This is a genomic window from Paenibacillus sp. S33 (genome assembly GCF_053615415.1).
Genome location: NZ_JBSIEZ010000001.1, coordinates 462,044 through 481,015, shown reverse-complemented (window position 1 = coordinate 481,015; position 18,972 = coordinate 462,044). Strand labels below are relative to the sequence as shown.

The window sequence follows — 18,972 nt, the reverse complement described above, 5'->3', positions numbered from 1 at the left end:
CGCTCTTTTCAATATCGTCTATCTTTTAGTATCGGTTATTCTAACCAGCTGTATTAGAAGCGCTGCCCATGCAAAAAGGGACGCCCGCCGCAGACAAAAATCTGTGCGGAATCGTCCCCTTTTATACACCCTTGTACTCCCTGCATTTCCCTTATTAAGGAATCATGCCTTCATCATTGCCACCGCCAGGAATCGAGCCTGAATCGTCTCCGCTGCTATCGCTTGGTGGTATTACTCCTCCACTGCTGTCGCCGCTTCCTGTTCCGCTGCTATCGCTTGGCGGCGTTGCTCCTCCGCTGCTGTCGCCGCTTCCTGTTCCGCTGCTATCGCTCGGTGGTGTTGCTCCTCCACTGCTGTCGCCACTTCCTGTTCCGCTGCTATCGCTTGGTGGTGTTGCTCCACCGCTGCTGTCGCCGCTTCCTGTTCCGCTGCTATCGCTTGGCGGCGTTGCTCCACCGCTGCTGTCGCCGCTTCCTGTTCCGCTGCTATCGCTTGGTGGTGTTGCTCCACCGCTGCTGTCACTGCTTCCTGTTCCGCTGCTTTGTTGCTGGCTGGCTATAAAATCTTTATACTCCTGAATCGCATCTTCCAGATTCATATAATTTTTCTTGATTTCCGGCATAGGGAGATACTGGTCCAGACGATTGTATGCATCCACTACTCTGTGAAAGTAGACCGTCGTAGGATCTGTACCATTTACTGTAAGCAGATTGTTCGCAATGTTCTTGAGCTCATTGATATCAAGATCAGTTACGATCCAATTGGATTGGTAGTTCGAAAGTGCTGTAATCAAATCTGTGTTAGCCCGGTCTACCTGAAGCTGTGTAATATCCGGAGTATTAAGCACAAGGCTTGCCTGATTAATTTGCCCTTGAAGTTCTTCGTTATCTTGTTGGGTATAATGACGGCCGAACGTCTGAACTTCATTATTAGCTATACTTATGTTGAAATTTAAGAACATGGTATCCACTGCTATGGGTGCAGCATACTGGCTCTGTACCTGTTGCAACTCCTCGTATACAGGAACCACGTCTTGCAATTCAAAGCTAGGCAAAACTAAGAAGATGGAGGCATGCTCTGAAGCAGAAGACAAGGCTTGCTGGGCTTCAGCGCTTAATGAGCCTGAATTTCGCACCAAAATTCCATTGATCGATGCCTGCATTTCAATGATTTCGTGTCTTAATTGTAGTCTTTTCTCGTTATATTTTTCAATATAGTTCCCTTTAGCCTGACTTAATTGATTATAAGAGATCACCAATTGCTCCTCAGGAGTAAACGGCATCATGAGTGCAAAGTTGGCTTGTTCTGTTAGTTGCTCTAAAGGGAGCATTTCCGTATTCAAATAATTACGAGCGATAGGGTCAGACAGCAGTTTTAGATGAACGTCATGAATCAGCTGTTGCAGTTTTTCCCGAGTTGTAGCAGGCACTGGCGCAGTGAATTCCGCAAGTCTTTGACTCAGCTCCATGTTCAAGATCAATACGTCCTGCTGCGTCATAGCCGTATGCATCTTCTCTGTATATTCCTGAATGAGGTTGCCCAGTTCGGCATTTTGAGAGCCACTCTGATCGTAGATAACCAGCGCTTCTTGTAAAGTATTTTTAAGTACTGAGAAGTCCGCTGCTTGCAGTGCCATGAATGCTTCTGTCGTATCTTTTATTTTTCGTGTCCATTCGTCCAACTGCTCCGTTGTAGTTAATGGGTTCACATATACATTTAATCCTTCTCTCACTAAGGACTTGTAACGCGCTTTGTCTGTTTTCAAATTCTCCACATGATCCGTTACATCGAGAAAATGCAGATAGGCATCTCTGAGTTTTACTGATGCATTGTAGACTTCAATTACTCGACGCAGGCTTACTACTTCCCGATCCACAATATTTTGAGGAGCATTCCCTTCCAACACATTGTTGCCAAATTGAATAGCTTGACTTAGTGATTCATCCCAAAGAGGCGGGAATTCGTCGCCAACCATTCGGTTTTGCTCAAGGGTAGTCGAAGCTACCTGAATCAGTCTAACTAATTCCTGTGTTCCAATCGCCGGTTCTGTGGCTGAATCTGTGTACACAGAAACATCCTGTTTCAATGTGCTGAGCGCTTGATCTACCTCTGCCTGTGTAGCTGTAGTATTGTTGAGTACCAGCGTAGCCTGATGGATTGCTGCCGACAGGCTTTCCCTCGCCGTAGCCGGGTAGAGTGCCTGATCCGGTCCACCCTCACCTGCACGATCCAGCAGATCTTTGGCTGCATGGACTTCTGCCTCCAGCTGACTGCGGTCTACGTTGACAATGTCACTGTTGTGTTTTTTCTTATCTTTGCTCTCTGTTTCCGTGACAACCGATCCAGTAGAGGACGAGTTCGTCGTGCCATTCACGAGACTAACAGCTTCTTTCATCGCATCATAGTTAATGATAACATCCTGCGGCTGTTTTTGTTCCGGCAGGTTAAGCTTGTTGATTGTAGCTCCCTTAGCCAGCGTAATAAAAGGAACGCCCACATATTGTGATGCATCCAGCAAACCAATACTGCCGCTAACCAACAGCTTGCCCAGTCCCTGTTGCAACGAAACGCGGCTAATCGCGGCATTTCCCTCGGTCACGATCGATGCATCATTTTTCAGCGTCAGGTTGTCGATCTTCGTCGTCCCGGTTGCAGTCAGCTTTGCATCCTTAGAGCCCAGCTCCACACTAGACCATGCCGTATTTTCCAAAATGGCCGATACAGGCTGGGTCCCTGAGCCTTTGATTTCCAATACCCCTGTAGAGGACATGTTCTTCAAGGTTACCGAGCCATTAACGATCAGGCGTCCTTCAAAAGATACACCCTTACCGTCAAAAACGCCGCCGTCTGCGTTAATTTCCAGCTTATTCACACCTGTCAGTGTACGCAAATTACGGTTAAGGTCGAATTTTGCCCCTTTTAGTACAGCTTTGTTATTTTCACCAAACAAACCTTGCAAAGATCCTTCCAACTGGTACGGGATATTTCCGATTCGAACAGTATTGCCCTCTGATTTCACTTCTCCTACCGGATGATCCAGCAGGCTGACGAATACTTCCGCACCACTCTCCCGGTTCAATGGATTTTTCAAATCCGTTGTAGAAGCATCCTCTGATAACAGACCATAAGAGCGGGCAACTTGAACTGCATTTTGCTGTGCATTCGCTGTGCCGGCATCCTGTAAGTCCATTGCACGTACGAGCGATACGATCAGTTCTTCCTTGGTAATGGCATCCCCCGGACGAAACAGTTCCCCGTTACCTGTCATATACCCGGCTGCACGTACAGCCTCAATATAGGGAGCGCCCCATGCATCGGACGATACATCCATAAAAGAAGTCTGCGACTGGTTGTTAACTTCCAACTGGAACAGACTGCACAAAATTTTAGCCGCTTCTGCACGGGTCAAATTTTTTTGTGCCATAAAATCGCCCTGATTACCGCCTGTCATCAAACCCAAGGTGCGAGCTTGTGTTACAAATCCAGTTTCGCTTTGCGTATCTGCTGTCGCTGCATAAGCAGTCTGGACGCCGCCCACCCAAGGCAGAGATACGATTGAACCTGAAGCAATACCCAATACCATCGCAGATGCAATCCATTTATTCCGATTTACAAGTTTCAACATTTCCACTCCTAGACACTATTTATTGGCATATATCCTGTTATATCAAAGGCTTTAGTCATGTTTAGTTCTACGATTTATGCAACCAAGGAACTATGCTAAGAGAAGTATACGAAACCCCACTGAACCGATTCTGAACAATTAGTCCTATATGAAGGCATCACGCAACAAAATCGCTTGACTTGGAGTGAACTCCAAATGTAATAATATCCGGTGTAAGTAGCTGGAGTAGACTACATTTGAAGAAAACAATATCTAGGAAAGCGAGGTATAATCAAATGGACTATGTGAAACTTGGAAATACCGGCTTGGATGTATCCCGGCTTTGTCTTGGGTGTATGGGCTTTGGGGTTGCAGAACGGTGGATTCACCCATGGATACTAGATGAAGAGCGCAGTCGTCCCATTATAAAAAATGCCCTGGAGCTAGGTATTAATTTTTTTGATACCGCGAATGTATATTCAGATGGAACTAGCGAAGAAATTGTTGGACGGGCTTTAAAGGATTATGCGAATCGAGATGAAATTGTCCTCGCGACAAAGGTTCATTTCCGTATGCATCAAGGCCCGAATGGTGCGGGACTTTCCCGAAAGGCTATCATGAGTGAAATAGATAAGAGCCTTAAGCGACTGGGGACAGATTATGTGGATCTGTACCAAATCCATCGCTGGGATTACAATACCCCTATTGAAGAGACGATGGAAGCATTACATGATGTTGTGAAGGCCGGGAAGGCAAGATATATTGGTGCTTCTGCTATGTACGCATGGCAGTTTCTAAAGGCGTTACATGTCGCTGAAAAGAATGGATGGACCCGATTTGTATCAATGCAGAATCATTTAAATCTCTTATATCGTGAAGAGGAGAGAGAGATGCTGCCGCTTTGTAAGGAAGAAAAAATCGGTGTGATTCCATACAGCCCGCTTGCAGGTGGAAGATTGACGCGTGATGCGCAGGAAACAACACATCGTTCCGAAACCGATCAAGTTGCGAAATCTAAATACGATGCGACTGCCGATACCGATCGATTGATCGTGGAGCAGGTTGCGGCCATCGCAGAAAAACGTGGAGTTCCTCGCGTTCAAATCGCACTTGCCTGGTTGCTACAGAAAGAACCGGTAACAGCTCCCATTATCGGTGCTACGAAAACGTCTCATCTCGAAGATGCAGTAGCTGCTCTTTCGATTACGTTAACACCTGAAGAAATTGCATTGCTGGAAGAGCCGTATGTTCCTCATCCGGTAGTTGGCGCTCAGTAAATATGGATGAAATGACAGTTTCGAAATAAGAAACGACAAGAACGCCCTATCCATTTACATAGGGCGTTCTTGATCAGAAATCAGGAGGTGAAGTCTGCATGTTGATCGCAGAAGTAAGCAAAAAATTCGAACTATCTCAGGATACACTCCGCTATTATGAACGCATCGGACTTATTCCGCGTGTGAACCGTAATAAAAGGGGCATCAGGGATTACACGGAAGAAGATTGCAGATGGGTTGAATATATTAAATGTATGCGAGGCGTAGGACTTCCCATTGAAATTTTGATTGAGTATGTTAGGTTATTCCAACAGGGTGATGAAACGATGAATGCTAGAAAAGAACTCCTAATAGAGCAGCGCAAGCAGCTTATTGCAAAAATGAAAGATATGGAAAATGTGTTGGAACGCATGGATTATAAAATTACAAGCTATGAACAGACAATAGGTGAAAAAGAAAAACATCTAATTTAGCCCCTGCGTGCTTTACGGGATAATAGGTTCCCCAAGGACTGAACACCTTGTACAAACAAGACTAGAATGATGACGGTAATCAGCATAACCAGCGTATCAAAACGTTGATAGCCATATGCGATCGCCAGATCGCCAATTCCGCCTCCGCCGACCGCACCAGCCATAGCAGTAGCCCCAATCAGACCAATGGCTGCTGTCGTTAACGACAAAATCAGAGAACTGAATGCCTCAGGAAGCAAAAAGTATCGAATGACCTGAAACGGGGTCGCCCCCATCGCATCTGCTGCCTCCAATATCCCCGGATTTACCTCCAACAGCGAGTTTTCGACCAGCCTTCCGATATATGGCGCAATATATATAATCAAGGGGACAATTGCCGCGCTGGTCCCAATGGATGTATTCACAATCAGACGGGTTAACGGAATGATCGCAATCAGCAAGATAATAAACGGTAAGGAACGAACAATGTTAATGATTGGATTCAAAATATTGTGCAGCCATTTGTTCTCCAGAATTCCGCCTGGACGGGTGATGACGAGTAAAATACCGATAGGGATACCGATCAGGGCGCCAATGAATAATGATATGCTGACCATGAGCACGGATTCATACAAAGCTTCCCACAGTTGATCCCAGGTGATCGTAGTTCCTGTAATCATCATAGACTCTCTACCTCCTGAATATGGACTCCTTTGCTCTTGAGAAAATCAACAGCCTGCTGAACGGCATGCTGTCCACCGCGCAGTTGAATCGTCATATAGCCAATCGTCGTTTCTTGAATCTCCGTCATGTTGGCAAACAAAATGTTCACGTGGATATCATGCTGCCGAATCAATTCATGAACCACCGGATCAGAAGCAACCTGCCCTATAAATTCCAGCTTGTATATTCGTTGTGATTCTTGCTGTTCGAACGTTTGCAGCACACTCTCGGGTACCGTATCGTGGATGACCGTGCGTACAAAGCTCTGTGTCGTTGGGTGCTGCGGCTGCCCGAATACCTCCAGAATATTGCCCTGCTCGATGATTTCCCCCTTTTCCATTACGGCTACCTTGTTGCAAATCCGCTGAATCACCGACATCTCATGGGTGATGATCAAAATGGTGATCTTGTATTCCTTATTGATTTTGCGAAGCAAGTCGAGAATTGACTGTGTGGTCTGCGGATCAAGTGCCGAGGTTGCCTCATCACAGAGCAAAATGGACGGGTTACTCGCAAGCGCCCGTGCAATCCCTACACGCTGCTTTTGTCCGCCGGAAAGCTCGCTGGGGTAGCTATTTGCCTTGTCCGACAATCCTATGAACGCCAAAAGCTCTTTTACACGCCTCTCTATTTCCCGTTTGTTGCGCTTAAGCAGCACCAACGGAATTGCAATGTTGTCGAACACTGTTTTCGATTCCAGCAGATTAAAATGCTGAAAAATCATTCCGATCTTCTTCCTTACCTTCCGCAGCCCAGAGGTCGAGTAGGTATTTAACTGTTCCCCCTCAACAAGAACCTCTCCGCTGGTTACCTTCTCCAGACGATTGACCAAACGGATTAGCGTACTTTTCCCTGCGCCACTGAATCCGATAAATCCGAAAATATCTCCTTTATCCACTTTGATATTTATATTTTTTAACGCTTCAATACTTAGACCTTTTCTCACATAGGTTTTGGATACATTCCTAAGTTCAATCATGAGTCCTAACTCCTTCCGTTCTCACAAGTATGTAAGATGTTCTAAGCTGATTGCTTTTCTTTGGCATGAACGATCGAATTAAATCCGAGTATTCTAGTGAGTTTTATAAAGTATACTACTTCGATTTAATATTCATGTCAATATGTGTTTTGAGTCTTGGTTAGTTCAGTTCTTGCATAAATCAGCATGATATTGCAAATGGTATGAAATATGCCGAAGCATACACACCTTGCCCGAACGGGACGGAAGCGGAGGAAGATAGATGAAGCGAATATTTACCTTGTGGCTATGCGTTGCAGTTATAGGGATGTTGACAGTTACGGCAGAACCCGCATGGGCTACTCAGACTGTTGGCGGACAGCCTTATCATTTTGGGTTCAAAAAAAGTAAGGGAGGGGAGCTGCCTTCCATCGCACAAGAAGGCTTTATGCAACTAATCGAAAGGCAAGGTGGCATCTTTCTGGGGGATACCACTAAAAAAGAATTATTTCTCACTTTCGACAACGGCTATGAGAATGGGTATACTCCCAAAGTGCTGGATGTATTGAAGGCCAAAAAGGTTCCCGCCGCCTTCTTTGTGACGGGGCATTTTGTAAAAGACCAGCCTGATTTGATGCGACGCATGGCCAGTGAGGGCCATATTATCGGAAACCATTCATGGAGCCATCCTGATATGAGCACCATTTCTTCGACAGAGATCCGGTCTGAGCTAGATCGGGTACGAAATGCATCGGCAGAGCTAACCGGGCAAAAAGAAATGAAATACGTCCGGCCGCCTCGCGGCATTTTTAGTGAAAAAGCATTGGCTTCCTGTCGAGAAGCCGGATATACAAGCGTATTCTGGTCTGTGGCTTACAAGGATTGGGACACAAATATACAGCAAGGAACGGACTATGCCTATCGTCAAGTCATTGGTCAGCTCCACCCTGGTGCGGTCATTCTGCTCCATTCCGTATCCAAGGACAATGCCGAGGCACTTGGTTCTATCATCGACGAGGCTCGCAAGCAAGGGTATGAGTTTAAAAGTCTAGACGACCTTAAGGTGAAACATTATCACTAAATAGTAATCGAATTTAATGAGTCGATACGTTATCAGCCCGATCCACACCTGCCCATGGTAGCCAGTGTGAATCGGGCTTTTTAGTTTACGACCAAGGAAGGTAATGGATATAACGATATGGATGAGCTGGCCGCCAAGCTTTCGCCACTCGGCGTGGTCATCCATCAACACCGTAATGAATAAGTGCTGGACATCAGCCCGCAAAATATCCATAAATGGAACGCGCTTCAGAAGATTGGTGTGCAGCCTCGTCAATTTATCGCTTTCGGCAATGATGCGAATGATATTCCGATGTTCAAGGAGGCACAACATGCCGTCATGATTCATCACCATCCTGAACTGGCTGCCTTCGCGACTGAATCGATCTCTAACGAAGGGGAACATCAAGAAGACCGGATTATCGCCAAAATACGTGAGTTGGCTGAAACAGTTACCACTTAGCCAAACGCCAAGAAAGGGAAGGTCTCTCTATGAACCTTCCCTTCCTTTTACCATTCTAAAGATAGCAACGCCTATTGCATGGTTAGCTTATACACCCTGGCTTCATAAGGGCGCAGCTTCAAGGCATGCAGTTGTTCCCCTTGAACCGGCTTGTAGTTGGACAGCAGCAGCTCCGCCTTAGCGACAGGAAAGTCCTCCTCGGGCCAGTGGTACACCGGATCACGGTCAAAGAAATTCAAAATGACGAGCAAACGCTCTTCTCCCAGCATACGAGTGAATACATACAGCTCCGTATCCAGCGGCAACAGCAGCTTGTATTCGCCATAGACTATGACCTCATGTTGTTTACGCAGAGCAATCAACTTGCGATAATAGTGGAAAATCGAGTCTGGATTACTTCTTTCTGCCTCTGCATTAATGTGCGTGTAGTTATTATTAATCTTCATCCACGGCTCCCCATCGGTAAATCCGGCTGAAGGTCCAGCATTCCATTGCATGGGAGTACGCGCATTATCCCGACTTTTCCGCCAGATCTCTGCCATAATCTGTTCCTCAGACTCACCTATCTTCCGTTGTTGCTCATAATAATTCAACGTTTCCACATCCCGATAATCATCAATGGACGGGAATGCAATATTCGTCATCCCAATTTCCTCACCCTGATAAATATAAGGCGTACCCTCTAGCATATGCGTGAAGGTTGCCAGCATTTTGGCCGACTCCACACGATATTGTCCATCATTCGCAAATCGCGAGAGGGCCCGCGGCTGATCATGATTGTTCAGATAATTGGCATTCCATCCTTCCTCATGAAGCACTGTCTGCCAGCTGCTCATTATTTTTTTCAGCTCCACTAGTGTCCACGGCTTGGATTTCCATTTTTCCGTCCCCAGACCTTGGGCATCAATAAACATGTGTTCAAACTGGAAAACCATATTCAGCTCATGCCGCTGGTCCCCCACATAATCAAGCGCCTGTTCCGGTCCTAAACCAGACGTTTCGCCAACTGTCATTAAGGGATAACGCTCCAGTAATTTTTCATTCAGCATCCGTAGAAGCACATGTACCTGTTCCAGATTGGAAAAAAGCTGATAGGCACGTACCAAGGTTCGTTTGTCAGGATTATCGGCATCCGGCAGCCCTTCGGCTTTGACAATATGGGCAATGGCGTCAAAACGGAAGCCATCGACTCCCTTTTTCAGCCACCATTCCACCATGCGGTAGAGCTCGCCCACCATCTCTTCATTTTCCCAGTTCAGATCTGGCTGATGCTCGGAATACAGATGCATGTAATATTCGTCTGTAAGCTTGTCATATTTCCACACTGAACCGGAAAAATACGATTCCCAGTTGTTCGGATATCCGCCATTTTTGCCTGTTCGCCATATGTAGTAGTCCCGCTTCGGATTATCCTTGGACGAGCGTGACTCCGTAAACCACGGATGCTCATCCGATGTATGGTTTAATACCAAATCCATCATGATTTTGATGCCTCGTTCATGCGCCTGGTGAAGCAGTTCGTCAAAATCCTCCATTGTTCCAAACTCATCCATAATGGCATAATAATCACTAATATCATATCCGTTATCGTGATTGGGCGATTTATATACCGGACAAATCCAGATTACATCAATACCCAGCTCACACAAATAATCCAGCCTGGACAAAATACCTCGTAAGTCCCCTTTACCGTCTCCGTCAGAATCCTGAAAACTGATCGGGTAAATCTGATATACAACGGCTTCCTTCCACCATATTTTTCTAGGCATGTTTCCCTCCTGTAGCTTCTCTGTACATCCAATAGCTTATGCTCTTAACATACACGCAATACCTGTCTGCGAATCGTTAGTGAAGGGGAACAAGAGTCTTGTAAGCTTGCTTCCATGCATCAGCAGAGCCGCTATAACCTACGGAGGTTTATTTTAAAAAAATATTTTGCAAAACAGGTTGTAAAAGTGTATCTGGCGTTACCTATATTTATGAACTGCCCATATACATGTACCCAAAGCGGTGCCATTTTTGAATAAAAGGAGGAATTGACATGAACCATCGACCCAAGGAGCCAAAGGATCTGATTGTGGAAACTGCTGTGATCCCGCCCAATATCCATGTGGATGTGGAGTCAGCCAATGAGGGGGGAACCCGCCGCCTGATGCTTAGCGATAATCCAGAGACGCTTACCCATGTGACGGTACCTACCGAGCAAGCCACCCTGTGGCATGACGTGGTACGCACGACAACCCGAACGGTCAAACATCGCATTTTCGGCTGGCATTATAACAAAATCGGCAGCGCTGTTAAACTGGGCATCACCGTAGAGAACAGAAGCGCTGCTAAACTAGAAGTACGTCATATTGAACGTGCCCTTAAGATTGTGCCTGAGGATGGCAACTGGATTATAGATGTCGGGCAGTCTATTGCCAAAAGCTGTTTGGCGGGTACGATGGAACGTCTGAAGCCAGCAGACCGTCATAAATTCAGCAAAGGCACCGCCCTGCTGGAGGAATTTGAGCTGCCCGAAGGATCGCTGGCCGGATTCATCTATGACCTCACAGTAGAATTTGCTGAAGGCCATGGTACGCTGGATTATGTGATTCGCACCGTGATCAGCAAGGATACGCAGACCGATCTGCGCCAGATTCATATGGATGCGCTTCCTCCCGTACCTCCACCCCAGGCGCATCCACGAGGGGTGTGGTCCTTTTCCGAAACGAATGCGCGGATGCCAGAGTACGTGGTGGGGCAGAGCGCCAACTATCGGGCGTGTGCCACCAAAAAGCTGAACGGCGAGACTCCTGCCGATCTGCTATTTACCGGGGCACGCAGCGAGCTGGGGCCTGCGCTAGATAATCGCGGACAATTCGGAACCATATACAACGCGACCATTCCCATCGTTAATAACAGTGACGAGGTACGTATCGTACGAATCTACGCCAATCCACGTGGGGGCGCGTTCGCCGGATCTGTACGTGTGGATGATCGTGTATATGGTATTCCTCTGCTACGAGATAATACCAAGGTATGCCGATTGGCTGATATCAGCGTCCCTCCCGGCAGATCCAGCTATGATCTGAGCTTCATGGTCGCCGGCAGTGCAACTACGCCGCTAGGTCTGTACGTCATTACACTATAGCTATGCTCACGATGACTGGATAAGCGAACGTGGAGCCAAAATTTTCACAGGATATGGTCTGCTTTATAGTAAATGAGCTGTCCCAAAGCTGGTTTTAAACTTTATTGGACAGTCACGCTTCGTCATTAGTACAAAAAAGCGCGAGTGCAAGGGTTATTCCCCCTATAGCTCGCGCTTTTTGGTTCATGCTCACCCATTTGAGCGGATTTGGTCAAACGAAGGCACGTAGTCCTCATCGCCGCCATACCCGGCATCGGCGATGACCATACCCGCTTACCCGGTTTGTGTCAGAATAAATATCGCTCTATTTGAACCGCTGGACCTGCCTCGAAGGCATAATGGTCAACTCTGGAATATTGACATGCTCCGGCTGCTCTAGTGCAAAAAGGGCAGCTTCTGCGACATCATCGGGATGCAGCGGCAAAACGCTCGAAGCAAACGCCCGAATTTCCTGCTCGGGATATCCGGCCACCTGCGAAAATTCCGTCGCCACCGCCCCGGGGTGAATCGCAGTTACACGAATTCCTTGCGTACTGGTCTCCAAACGCAATGCAGAGGCTATGGCGCTAACGCCGTACTTGGTAGCGCTGTATAGTCCTCCTCCGGCAACCACTTCCTTCGCTGCAATAGAGGAGACAATGACAACATCCCCCTTGGCCTGTTCCCTCATTGGCTGAAGTCCGTACTTCAGTGTCAGGACAAGACCGTGCACATTCGTCTTGTAAAGCTCCTCCCACCTTTCCAGTTCCACTTCTGCCAGTGGGCTTCGATACCCGAAGCCCGCATTGGCAACGATAATGTCAAGCCGTCCCCAGCGTTCAAGAATGGCGTGGACCGCCTGCTGTACGTCTTCAGCTTTTTGGATATCGGCAGGTATTGCCATGACCTCGTACAATTCCTCTTGGTGCAAGTCGCGAACCAATTCATCTAATCGTTCCTGACGGCGTGCCAATACAGCTACATACGCGCCTCGCTTTGCCAGTTTTTTGGCAATCGATGCCCCAATGCCGCTGCTTGCGCCTGTTACCAAAGCTACTTTCCCGGCCAGGTTTTTCTTCGATTTCCAGGATAATCTCAACTCATCCAATATCATGTTATACCCTCCCCAAGCTTATTTGGTTAAAAGCACGCGATGAACACCCTGGCTGCCTCCAGGAGCTGTACCTATATATAAATATCCGTCATGGTTTACAGCCGTGGTTACCCCATAAAGCGAGCCTTCAGGATCATGCCAGCTTCCGATGAGTTTACCCTGCGGATTAAGCTCCACAGCAAGCCCATGCTTCACAGGTGCGCTTGCACCGCTGAGCAGCGATTGTGGCAATTTGGCCATCATTCCAGCCAGCCACGGGCTTCCATGCATCTGATCTACAAAGGGAATACGTGTTGTGAAGAGACCGACCCAGAAATGGCCTTGATCATCACGCGTAATGTTATCCGGAAAACCGGCAAGATTATCCACAAAAATATCCGAAGTCCCCTTCTTCGGCCCTTTGAGCCAGTATCGGGTCAATTGGTAGTGATACGACTCTGCCACAAGCACAAAATCTTCGTCCGCAGACAAGGCAACCCCGTTCGCAAAATAAAGGCCTTCCAACAGAACTGTCGTCTGCTTGGTCACCGGATCATATTTCAGCAAACGTCCATGTGGCTTGTTCTCGGCGATTTCTTTGAAGACTACACTGCCATAATTGGAGGTGTCAGAAAAATAAATGGTACCATCTTTGGCAATATCCAGCTCGTTGGCCAAATAGATCGGTGTGCCGTCGACTTGATTGGCCAACACCGTCACTTTTCCGGAAGGATCTACCGACAGCAACCCCTTCTTAACATCCGTAACGATCAAATTTCCACTTGCATCAAACATAAGTCCATTGGGCGTTCCTTGGGTATCTGCATATAGCTGGGCCTTTTGCGGATTGCCCTTAGTATCAAAGGCAACCTTATAAATTTTCCCGTCGGAGTCTCCCGTATATAAATTTCCTACCTTGTCAAAGGTGATAAATTCCGGAAACTTAGGGGCATCTGTAACAAGCTCTGCGGAGCTGAGTTTGTTGTTTTGTTGCCATGGACCCGCTTGTTCAAATGAGGGGGCCGAAGGTGCAAACCATTTTGCAGGCTGGACAGGGGAAGGGATGAGCATAAAAACAACCACTCCCAGAAGGACTACCGCCAGCAGCGCTACTCCGGTTCTGCGTACCCATTTACGCAGTTTCTTATTCTTTCTTCCTTGAGAATCTTTGACAGATAAATCAGCTTTACTGGGCATTAGATTGCCTCCTATGTGATGTGAATAATATTTATATTTGAACGACGATTTTACCGAAATACTGTTTTCCTTCAGCCAAAAGTGCAAAGGCTTCGCCGATTCGGCTGAGCGGGAATACCCGGTCAATGACAGGATGTAAACGATGGCGGGAAATGGCACGATTCATATTTTCGAAATGTTCCCGGTTACCGACTTGGCTGCCGCGAATCGTCGCAGCCTTCTGCAAAATGCTGGTGACATCGAACTCAGGAATAGTCAAGCCCGATAAGAAGCCGACCATGTTCACAGTCCCTCCGGTACGAAGTGCATTGATGGATTGCGCCATTGTTGCCGCTCCCCCTACATCCAGGACATGGTCGACTCCGCCGTCTGTCAGCTCCAGAGCCACTTTATCCCACTCAGGCACTTCCGAATAGTTGATTGTCTTCCATGCGCCGAGATCCTTTGCCCGTTCCAGCTTGTCATTGCTGCTCGATGTGATAATTACCCTTGCTCCCGCCATCAGAGAGAATTGAAGCCCAAAGATGGAAACACCGCCTGTTCCTTGCAAGAGCACCGTATCCCCCGCTCGCAGCCCGCCGGATTCCATCAGCATGCTCCATGCGGTTAATGCTGCAATCGGCAAGGTGGAAGCCTCCTCCCAAGAAAGGTGATCCGGAATGGCGACGACCCCTTCTTCATGCAGAACGATATATTCAGACGCCACTCCACTGAGCGGGCCTCCCAGACTGTCCTTTAAGACCTCCGCTCTCGTGCTCCCGCCAATGAATTTCTGTTGTAAATTTGCCGCTACCCTTTGTCCAATCTGAAATTTTGTCACCCCTTCGCCCACAGCTACAATTTCACCCGCTCCATCAGATAACGGAATGAAGGGAAATTGAATGCCGATTGGCATTACTCCGTTAATGATTACCAAATCCCGGTAATTCAGAGACGCTGCCCTTATGCGGATCAGAACTTCCAGCCGTCCTGGCACCGGTATGTCAAGTTCCGTCAAGGTTAACTCTTCAAAGCCAAAACCATTTTTCAGTTGCACTGCTTTCATTTTGGTTGTCCTCCCTGTAATGTTAAACTTTTTACCTAGTATGGATACAGTGTATTACGAAAGAAACACTGTTTCCTATGTAATACACTGTATCCAATTGTCTTCAAAACGTCAATCTTTACTTTAAAAATAAAAATGGTCGTAAACTGTTCCAGGCTTTTAACGTTCCTTACCAAGTAAATTCGAGACTGGGTGGCTTCGCTTGTCCAGAACTTGCTCAGGTGAGGCAAGCATGACCAAAAAACGCGAGTTGCAAAGGTGAGATAACCTCTGCAACTCGCGTTTTTTTTACATTAATGGTGATATAAGCACTGTCCAATAGAATTGGAATTTGCTTATGCCACAGCCTTATTTAAGCTCTAACTTTTATAAACTACGTCTACTTATATTTGTTCCTGACTTATATTACGCTACTAAGTATAAAAGTGGAGGGCGGACCGGGCTCCGGCTTGCCAAACAAATAACCCTGAGCCAGTGATACACCTGCTTCACGGCAAAATTCAAAATCCTCCATCTGCTCTACGCCTTCAGCCAACACTTGGCCTCCAAAACGAAAAGCCGATTCTACAATCCCTGTAATTTGCCGCTTCTGATCACTGTTACTATGACAGCCGTCAATTATACTGCGGTCAATTTTAACATAATCCGGCTGAAGGCAATTCATAAGCTCTGTCGTAGAATAACCTGCCCCCACATCGTCCAGCGCTACCGAAACTCCTCGATTGCGATATTGATCAAAGATATGATGCAAAAAATTAAGGTCGTCTATTTCTTCCGTTTCTACGACCTCAAATACAAAATCCTTCGTATTCATGGATAAGTGATCAATCGTCTCAAAGGTGTGATTCAAGCAATAAGCCGGATTATAAATGGTCGAAGGGAGAAAGTTAATAAAACGTTTAATTCCCGCCGGAAGGCATGTTGCACTTTTTTCAATAGCGGAAATACGAGCCGAGCGATCCAGATGAGCATGCAAACCAGCTTCACGGGCGATTTCAAACAGTCGGAAAGGCTGAAAAGGTCTCTCCGCATGTGACGGACGCAGTAAAAACTCAAACCCGATAATATCCAGCTTGTGGTCAACAATAGGTTGCATATGGCTGGAAAAACTCTGATCCTTAATGATATTCACGATATCCGGATGTTGCAGTCTGGCTTGCAATTGACTAAATAAAAGCCACTCTTCATATCCTTCGACATGATGCAAGCCGGTCACCACAATTTGCATATGGTTCAAGTATTCTTGCGGCAGACGAGCCAGTCCGTTAACCAGCTGTTCCAGCTCTGAACGACTGTCATAGCGAAATTCTATGCCACCCTCACGCTCCTGCTTCATTTGTTCCGATAGCATACCCAAACCATCTAATACTGGAGTAAGCGACACCCTGGAATGCCTAATTCTGAGCAATCCTTGATCCTTAATAGGTAATATGATGCTGCAATTGCTGCATGTCATAATGGTCCTCCTCGGAACAATTTTCCGGTTTTTTCACCATTATATCACAAATAACTAGAACAAAAGTACTATATAACTACGTGTTTTTACAAAAAACTAGCTTATTCCTAACGACAACTTAGGACTTAAGTATATGTTCGACAAAAAACAGAAAACTTTTTGCACTCATGATAAATTCGGGTGCTGTTGTTTTTGGCATTAAAAAAAGCAGCAAATCTCTTGGTTAAAGAGACTTGCTGCTTCATTCTGATATTGATTGAAAACTAAAGTTCGAAGTTATTTGGACGCCTTTGGCTTCGTTGTTTTAGCTGGTTTAACAGTCGCGGGTTTGGTCGTTTTAACAGCTGGCTTTGCTGTTGCTTTCGCGGGAGCCACAGCTTCCTTTACAGGAGTCGTTGCTGCACTAGGCTTAGCGCCAGCTTTTAAGCTGTATTTGGCAAAGCCGTCTGCCGCGCTGCTCAAGAATGAAATTTGTTGATTTCCTGCCAGCACGTCTTTGGCATCAGGAGAGGACTCGAAAGTAACCTTTGCCTGACCAAAAGGAGCAATAGACCAGTTGCCATCCGCCGATGGATTAATCGTTCCGTTCGTACGGATATAGTCAACAATGACCTGGCGACTTTCATCCGGTGCTGCCATCACAATTCGTTTGCCATCTGGGTTGGCCAGTTTGGATGAGGAAGCACGATAGTTATTGGTGGCCACGATAAATTTCTGTGCAGGATCTATCGCTTTTCCATTGTATTGCAGATCCTTGATACGATGAGCTGAAGAATCAATAATAGTTCCCTTGGCATCATATCGTGCAGGCTGAGTTACATCAATCTGGTAATTCACACCGTCAATGACATCAAAATTGTAGGTTGGGAAATCTTTGTTGATCAGCGATTGCTCCTCAGTTTGCTTTGGATCAATGCGGTTGAACTGACCTGCAGACCACTCCAGCCATTCCTGAATTTCAGCACCGGTCACTTCTACAGCATGAACCGTGTTCGGATACACATACAGGTCGGATACGTTTTTAATCGCTACCGTACCTTCAGGAATGTTGGTGTAATACTCGGCTCCGTTTCGACCGCCGGCCTTGAATGGAGCGCCTGCCGACAATACTGGAAGTTTTTCGTATTCAGTTCCTTTAAGATGGTTTTGAACATACCATTTCTGTGCATTCGTCACGATTTGAATGGAAGGGTCGTCCTGCACTAATGCAAAATAGCTGGTAATCGGTGCAGTCGTTGTTCCGACAGGTTGACGAATATAATCCAAGGTTCCTTGATGCTCTTCCTTGATCGAATCTGTCAGTTTGTAGTCAGGAGTAAACTGCACAGCCTGGTTAGTGGTATTCACAACCGGACGTACTTCAGACTGAGAGTTTGTTACGTTCCACTCGCGGTTTTTCTTTTCCAGGCTCAGGTCAATAATACCCAGCTCCTTGCCCCATGAGGAAGCTTCCACGGCCGGTACGCCGTTAATGGTCCCTTTATCTAGATCTACACCCTTCATTTCTTTAAAATCAGGACCAGGGAAAGATTTATGAGCATGCCCAAACAGAATAGCGTTAATTCCGTCCACCTGGCTTAAATATTTAACGGCATTCTCCATCATTGGCGTTTGCGGCACATCCTCATAACCTGTGTGCGCAAGCACGACAATAATGTCAGCACCTTCCGTCTTCATTTGAGGAATAAACTTTTTCGCCGTTTCCACAATATCCTTCGTAACGACTTTATCCTTCAAATTGGCTTCATCCCACTGCATAATTTGAGGTGTGACCAAGCCGATGACACCCACTCTGAGCGTATGCTCTTCACCTTTCTCATCCGTTACCGTTTTATCAAGAATTTGATAAGGGGTAAAATAATTTTTAGTAGCTTGCCCCCCCTTATCAACATAAACATTCGCATTTACGTAAGGGAAATCGGCTCCCTTGAGCGATTTTTCCAGAAAATCGAGACCATAGTTGAATTCGTGGTTGCCCACTGTCGCCGCATCATAGCCCATCAAGTTCATCATCTTGTAGACTGGATGGACACCGCCTTCTTTTTCATAGGTTTTGTTTCTGGCCATATAATCGCCTAATGGATTGCCCTGTAACAAATCACCGTTATCGAACAGCATGCTGTTTCTTGTTTCACTGCGCGCCTGTTGGATCAAACCAGCTGTGCTAATCAAGCCATATTCGTTGGTTTCTTTGTCTGAATAGTAATCATAGTTCATCAGCGACGCATGAATATCCGTTGTTTCCATGATCCGCAAATTCACCGTAGCGCTATCGCGAGAATCGCTAGCTGCCCAGGATGGAGCGGCCGAAAACACCAGCATGCTACAAGCTACAACGGTTGCTGTAAACCCTTTAAACCAATTTTTACGAAATAACAAAATATACCCCTCCTCATTAAGGTGTATGCCTCATATACATACTTTTGCACATATATGTAAGCCTTGAACCCACCATTTCTATTTTAATCCAACGCCAGACAAAAGAGTAGTCATTCACTTAAATTATTTATGAAAAAATAATTAATTCTCTCAA

Annotated in this window: 14 protein-coding genes; 5 read left to right on the top strand and 9 right to left on the bottom strand. The window is 46.4% G+C overall.

Annotated features, from left to right (window positions below; all coding sequences use genetic code 11):
* Positions 1-154 precede the first annotated feature (154 nt).
* The gene (locus ACWGXJ_RS02150; RefSeq protein ID WP_452566057.1) at positions 155-3,625 is read right to left on the bottom strand and encodes an S-layer homology domain-containing protein; all 3,471 of its coding nucleotides are present in this window, start codon (positions 3,623-3,625) and stop codon (positions 155-157) included.
* 275 nt (positions 3,626-3,900) lie between these two features.
* Between ACWGXJ_RS02150 and ACWGXJ_RS02145 the strand changes: the two genes are divergently transcribed.
* Both ACWGXJ_RS02145 and ACWGXJ_RS02140 read left to right on the top strand, forming a co-directional pair.
* On the top strand, positions 3,901-4,881 hold the full coding sequence (locus ACWGXJ_RS02145; protein WP_025722907.1) for an aldo/keto reductase: 981 nt from the start codon (positions 3,901-3,903) through the stop codon (positions 4,879-4,881).
* A gap of 98 nt (positions 4,882-4,979) precedes the next feature.
* Entirely contained in the window at positions 4,980-5,354 is a 375-nt protein-coding gene (locus tag ACWGXJ_RS02140; RefSeq protein ID WP_452566056.1) for a MerR family transcriptional regulator, read from the top strand.
* Here the strand turns inward: ACWGXJ_RS02140 and ACWGXJ_RS02135 are convergent.
* Both ACWGXJ_RS02135 and ACWGXJ_RS02130 read right to left on the bottom strand, forming a co-directional pair.
* Positions 5,351-6,016 (bottom strand): methionine ABC transporter permease, encoded by a 666-nt coding sequence (locus ACWGXJ_RS02135; protein ID WP_061831143.1) that lies wholly within the window; start codon positions 6,014-6,016, stop codon positions 5,351-5,353. The two genes, ACWGXJ_RS02140 and ACWGXJ_RS02135, sit on opposite strands and share 4 nt — an antisense overlap.
* The gene (locus ACWGXJ_RS02130; RefSeq protein WP_452566055.1) at positions 6,013-7,035 is read right to left on the bottom strand and encodes a methionine ABC transporter ATP-binding protein; all 1,023 of its coding nucleotides are present in this window, start codon (positions 7,033-7,035) and stop codon (positions 6,013-6,015) included. The genes ACWGXJ_RS02135 and ACWGXJ_RS02130 overlap by 4 nt, the downstream gene beginning before the upstream one ends.
* 262 nt (positions 7,036-7,297) lie before the next feature.
* On the opposite strand from ACWGXJ_RS02130, the gene pdaA reads away from it, so the two are divergent.
* Positions 7,298-8,095, top strand: coding sequence for a delta-lactam-biosynthetic de-N-acetylase (pdaA, locus tag ACWGXJ_RS02125; RefSeq protein WP_452566054.1), 798 nt, complete (start codon positions 7,298-7,300; stop codon positions 8,093-8,095).
* Between the two features lie 183 nt (positions 8,096-8,278).
* Positions 8,279-8,536, top strand: coding sequence for an HAD family hydrolase (locus ACWGXJ_RS02120; protein ID WP_452566053.1), 258 nt, complete (start codon positions 8,279-8,281; stop codon positions 8,534-8,536).
* Between the two features lie 71 nt (positions 8,537-8,607).
* Here the strand turns inward: ACWGXJ_RS02120 and ACWGXJ_RS02115 are convergent, their stop codons facing one another.
* Positions 8,608-10,305, bottom strand: a complete 1,698-nt coding sequence (locus tag ACWGXJ_RS02115) for a glycoside hydrolase family 13 protein (RefSeq protein ID WP_452566052.1) — start codon at positions 10,303-10,305, stop codon at positions 8,608-8,610.
* A 272-nt stretch (positions 10,306-10,577) separates the two neighbouring features.
* Between ACWGXJ_RS02115 and ACWGXJ_RS02110 the strand changes: the two genes are divergently transcribed.
* Positions 10,578-11,669 carry a hypothetical protein gene (locus ACWGXJ_RS02110; protein ID WP_452566051.1) on the top strand — a complete coding sequence of 364 codons (1,092 nt, stop codon included), beginning with the start codon at positions 10,578-10,580 and terminating at the stop codon, positions 11,667-11,669.
* 304 nt (positions 11,670-11,973) lie between these two features.
* Here the strand turns inward: ACWGXJ_RS02110 and ACWGXJ_RS02105 are convergent, their stop codons facing one another.
* From ACWGXJ_RS02105 to ACWGXJ_RS02085, 5 genes are all read right to left on the bottom strand, one after another.
* The gene (locus ACWGXJ_RS02105; protein WP_452566050.1) at positions 11,974-12,762 is read right to left on the bottom strand and encodes an SDR family oxidoreductase; all 789 of its coding nucleotides are present in this window, start codon (positions 12,760-12,762) and stop codon (positions 11,974-11,976) included.
* A gap of 18 nt (positions 12,763-12,780) precedes the next feature.
* Positions 12,781-13,938 (bottom strand): SMP-30/gluconolactonase/LRE family protein, encoded by a 1,158-nt coding sequence (locus ACWGXJ_RS02100; protein ID WP_452566049.1) that lies wholly within the window; start codon positions 13,936-13,938, stop codon positions 12,781-12,783.
* A 31-nt stretch (positions 13,939-13,969) separates the two neighbouring features.
* Positions 13,970-14,983: a zinc-dependent alcohol dehydrogenase family protein gene (locus ACWGXJ_RS02095; RefSeq protein ID WP_452566048.1), complete on the bottom strand. Its 1,014-nt coding sequence runs from the start codon at positions 14,981-14,983 to the stop codon at positions 13,970-13,972.
* 400 nt (positions 14,984-15,383) lie between these two features.
* Positions 15,384-16,439, bottom strand: coding sequence for an EAL domain-containing protein (locus ACWGXJ_RS02090; RefSeq protein ID WP_452566047.1), 1,056 nt, complete (start codon positions 16,437-16,439; stop codon positions 15,384-15,386).
* 276 nt (positions 16,440-16,715) lie between these two features.
* Positions 16,716-18,818 (bottom strand): bifunctional 2',3'-cyclic-nucleotide 2'-phosphodiesterase/3'-nucleotidase, encoded by a 2,103-nt coding sequence (locus tag ACWGXJ_RS02085; RefSeq protein WP_452566046.1) that lies wholly within the window; start codon positions 18,816-18,818, stop codon positions 16,716-16,718.
* Positions 18,819-18,972: the final 154 nt, after the last annotated feature.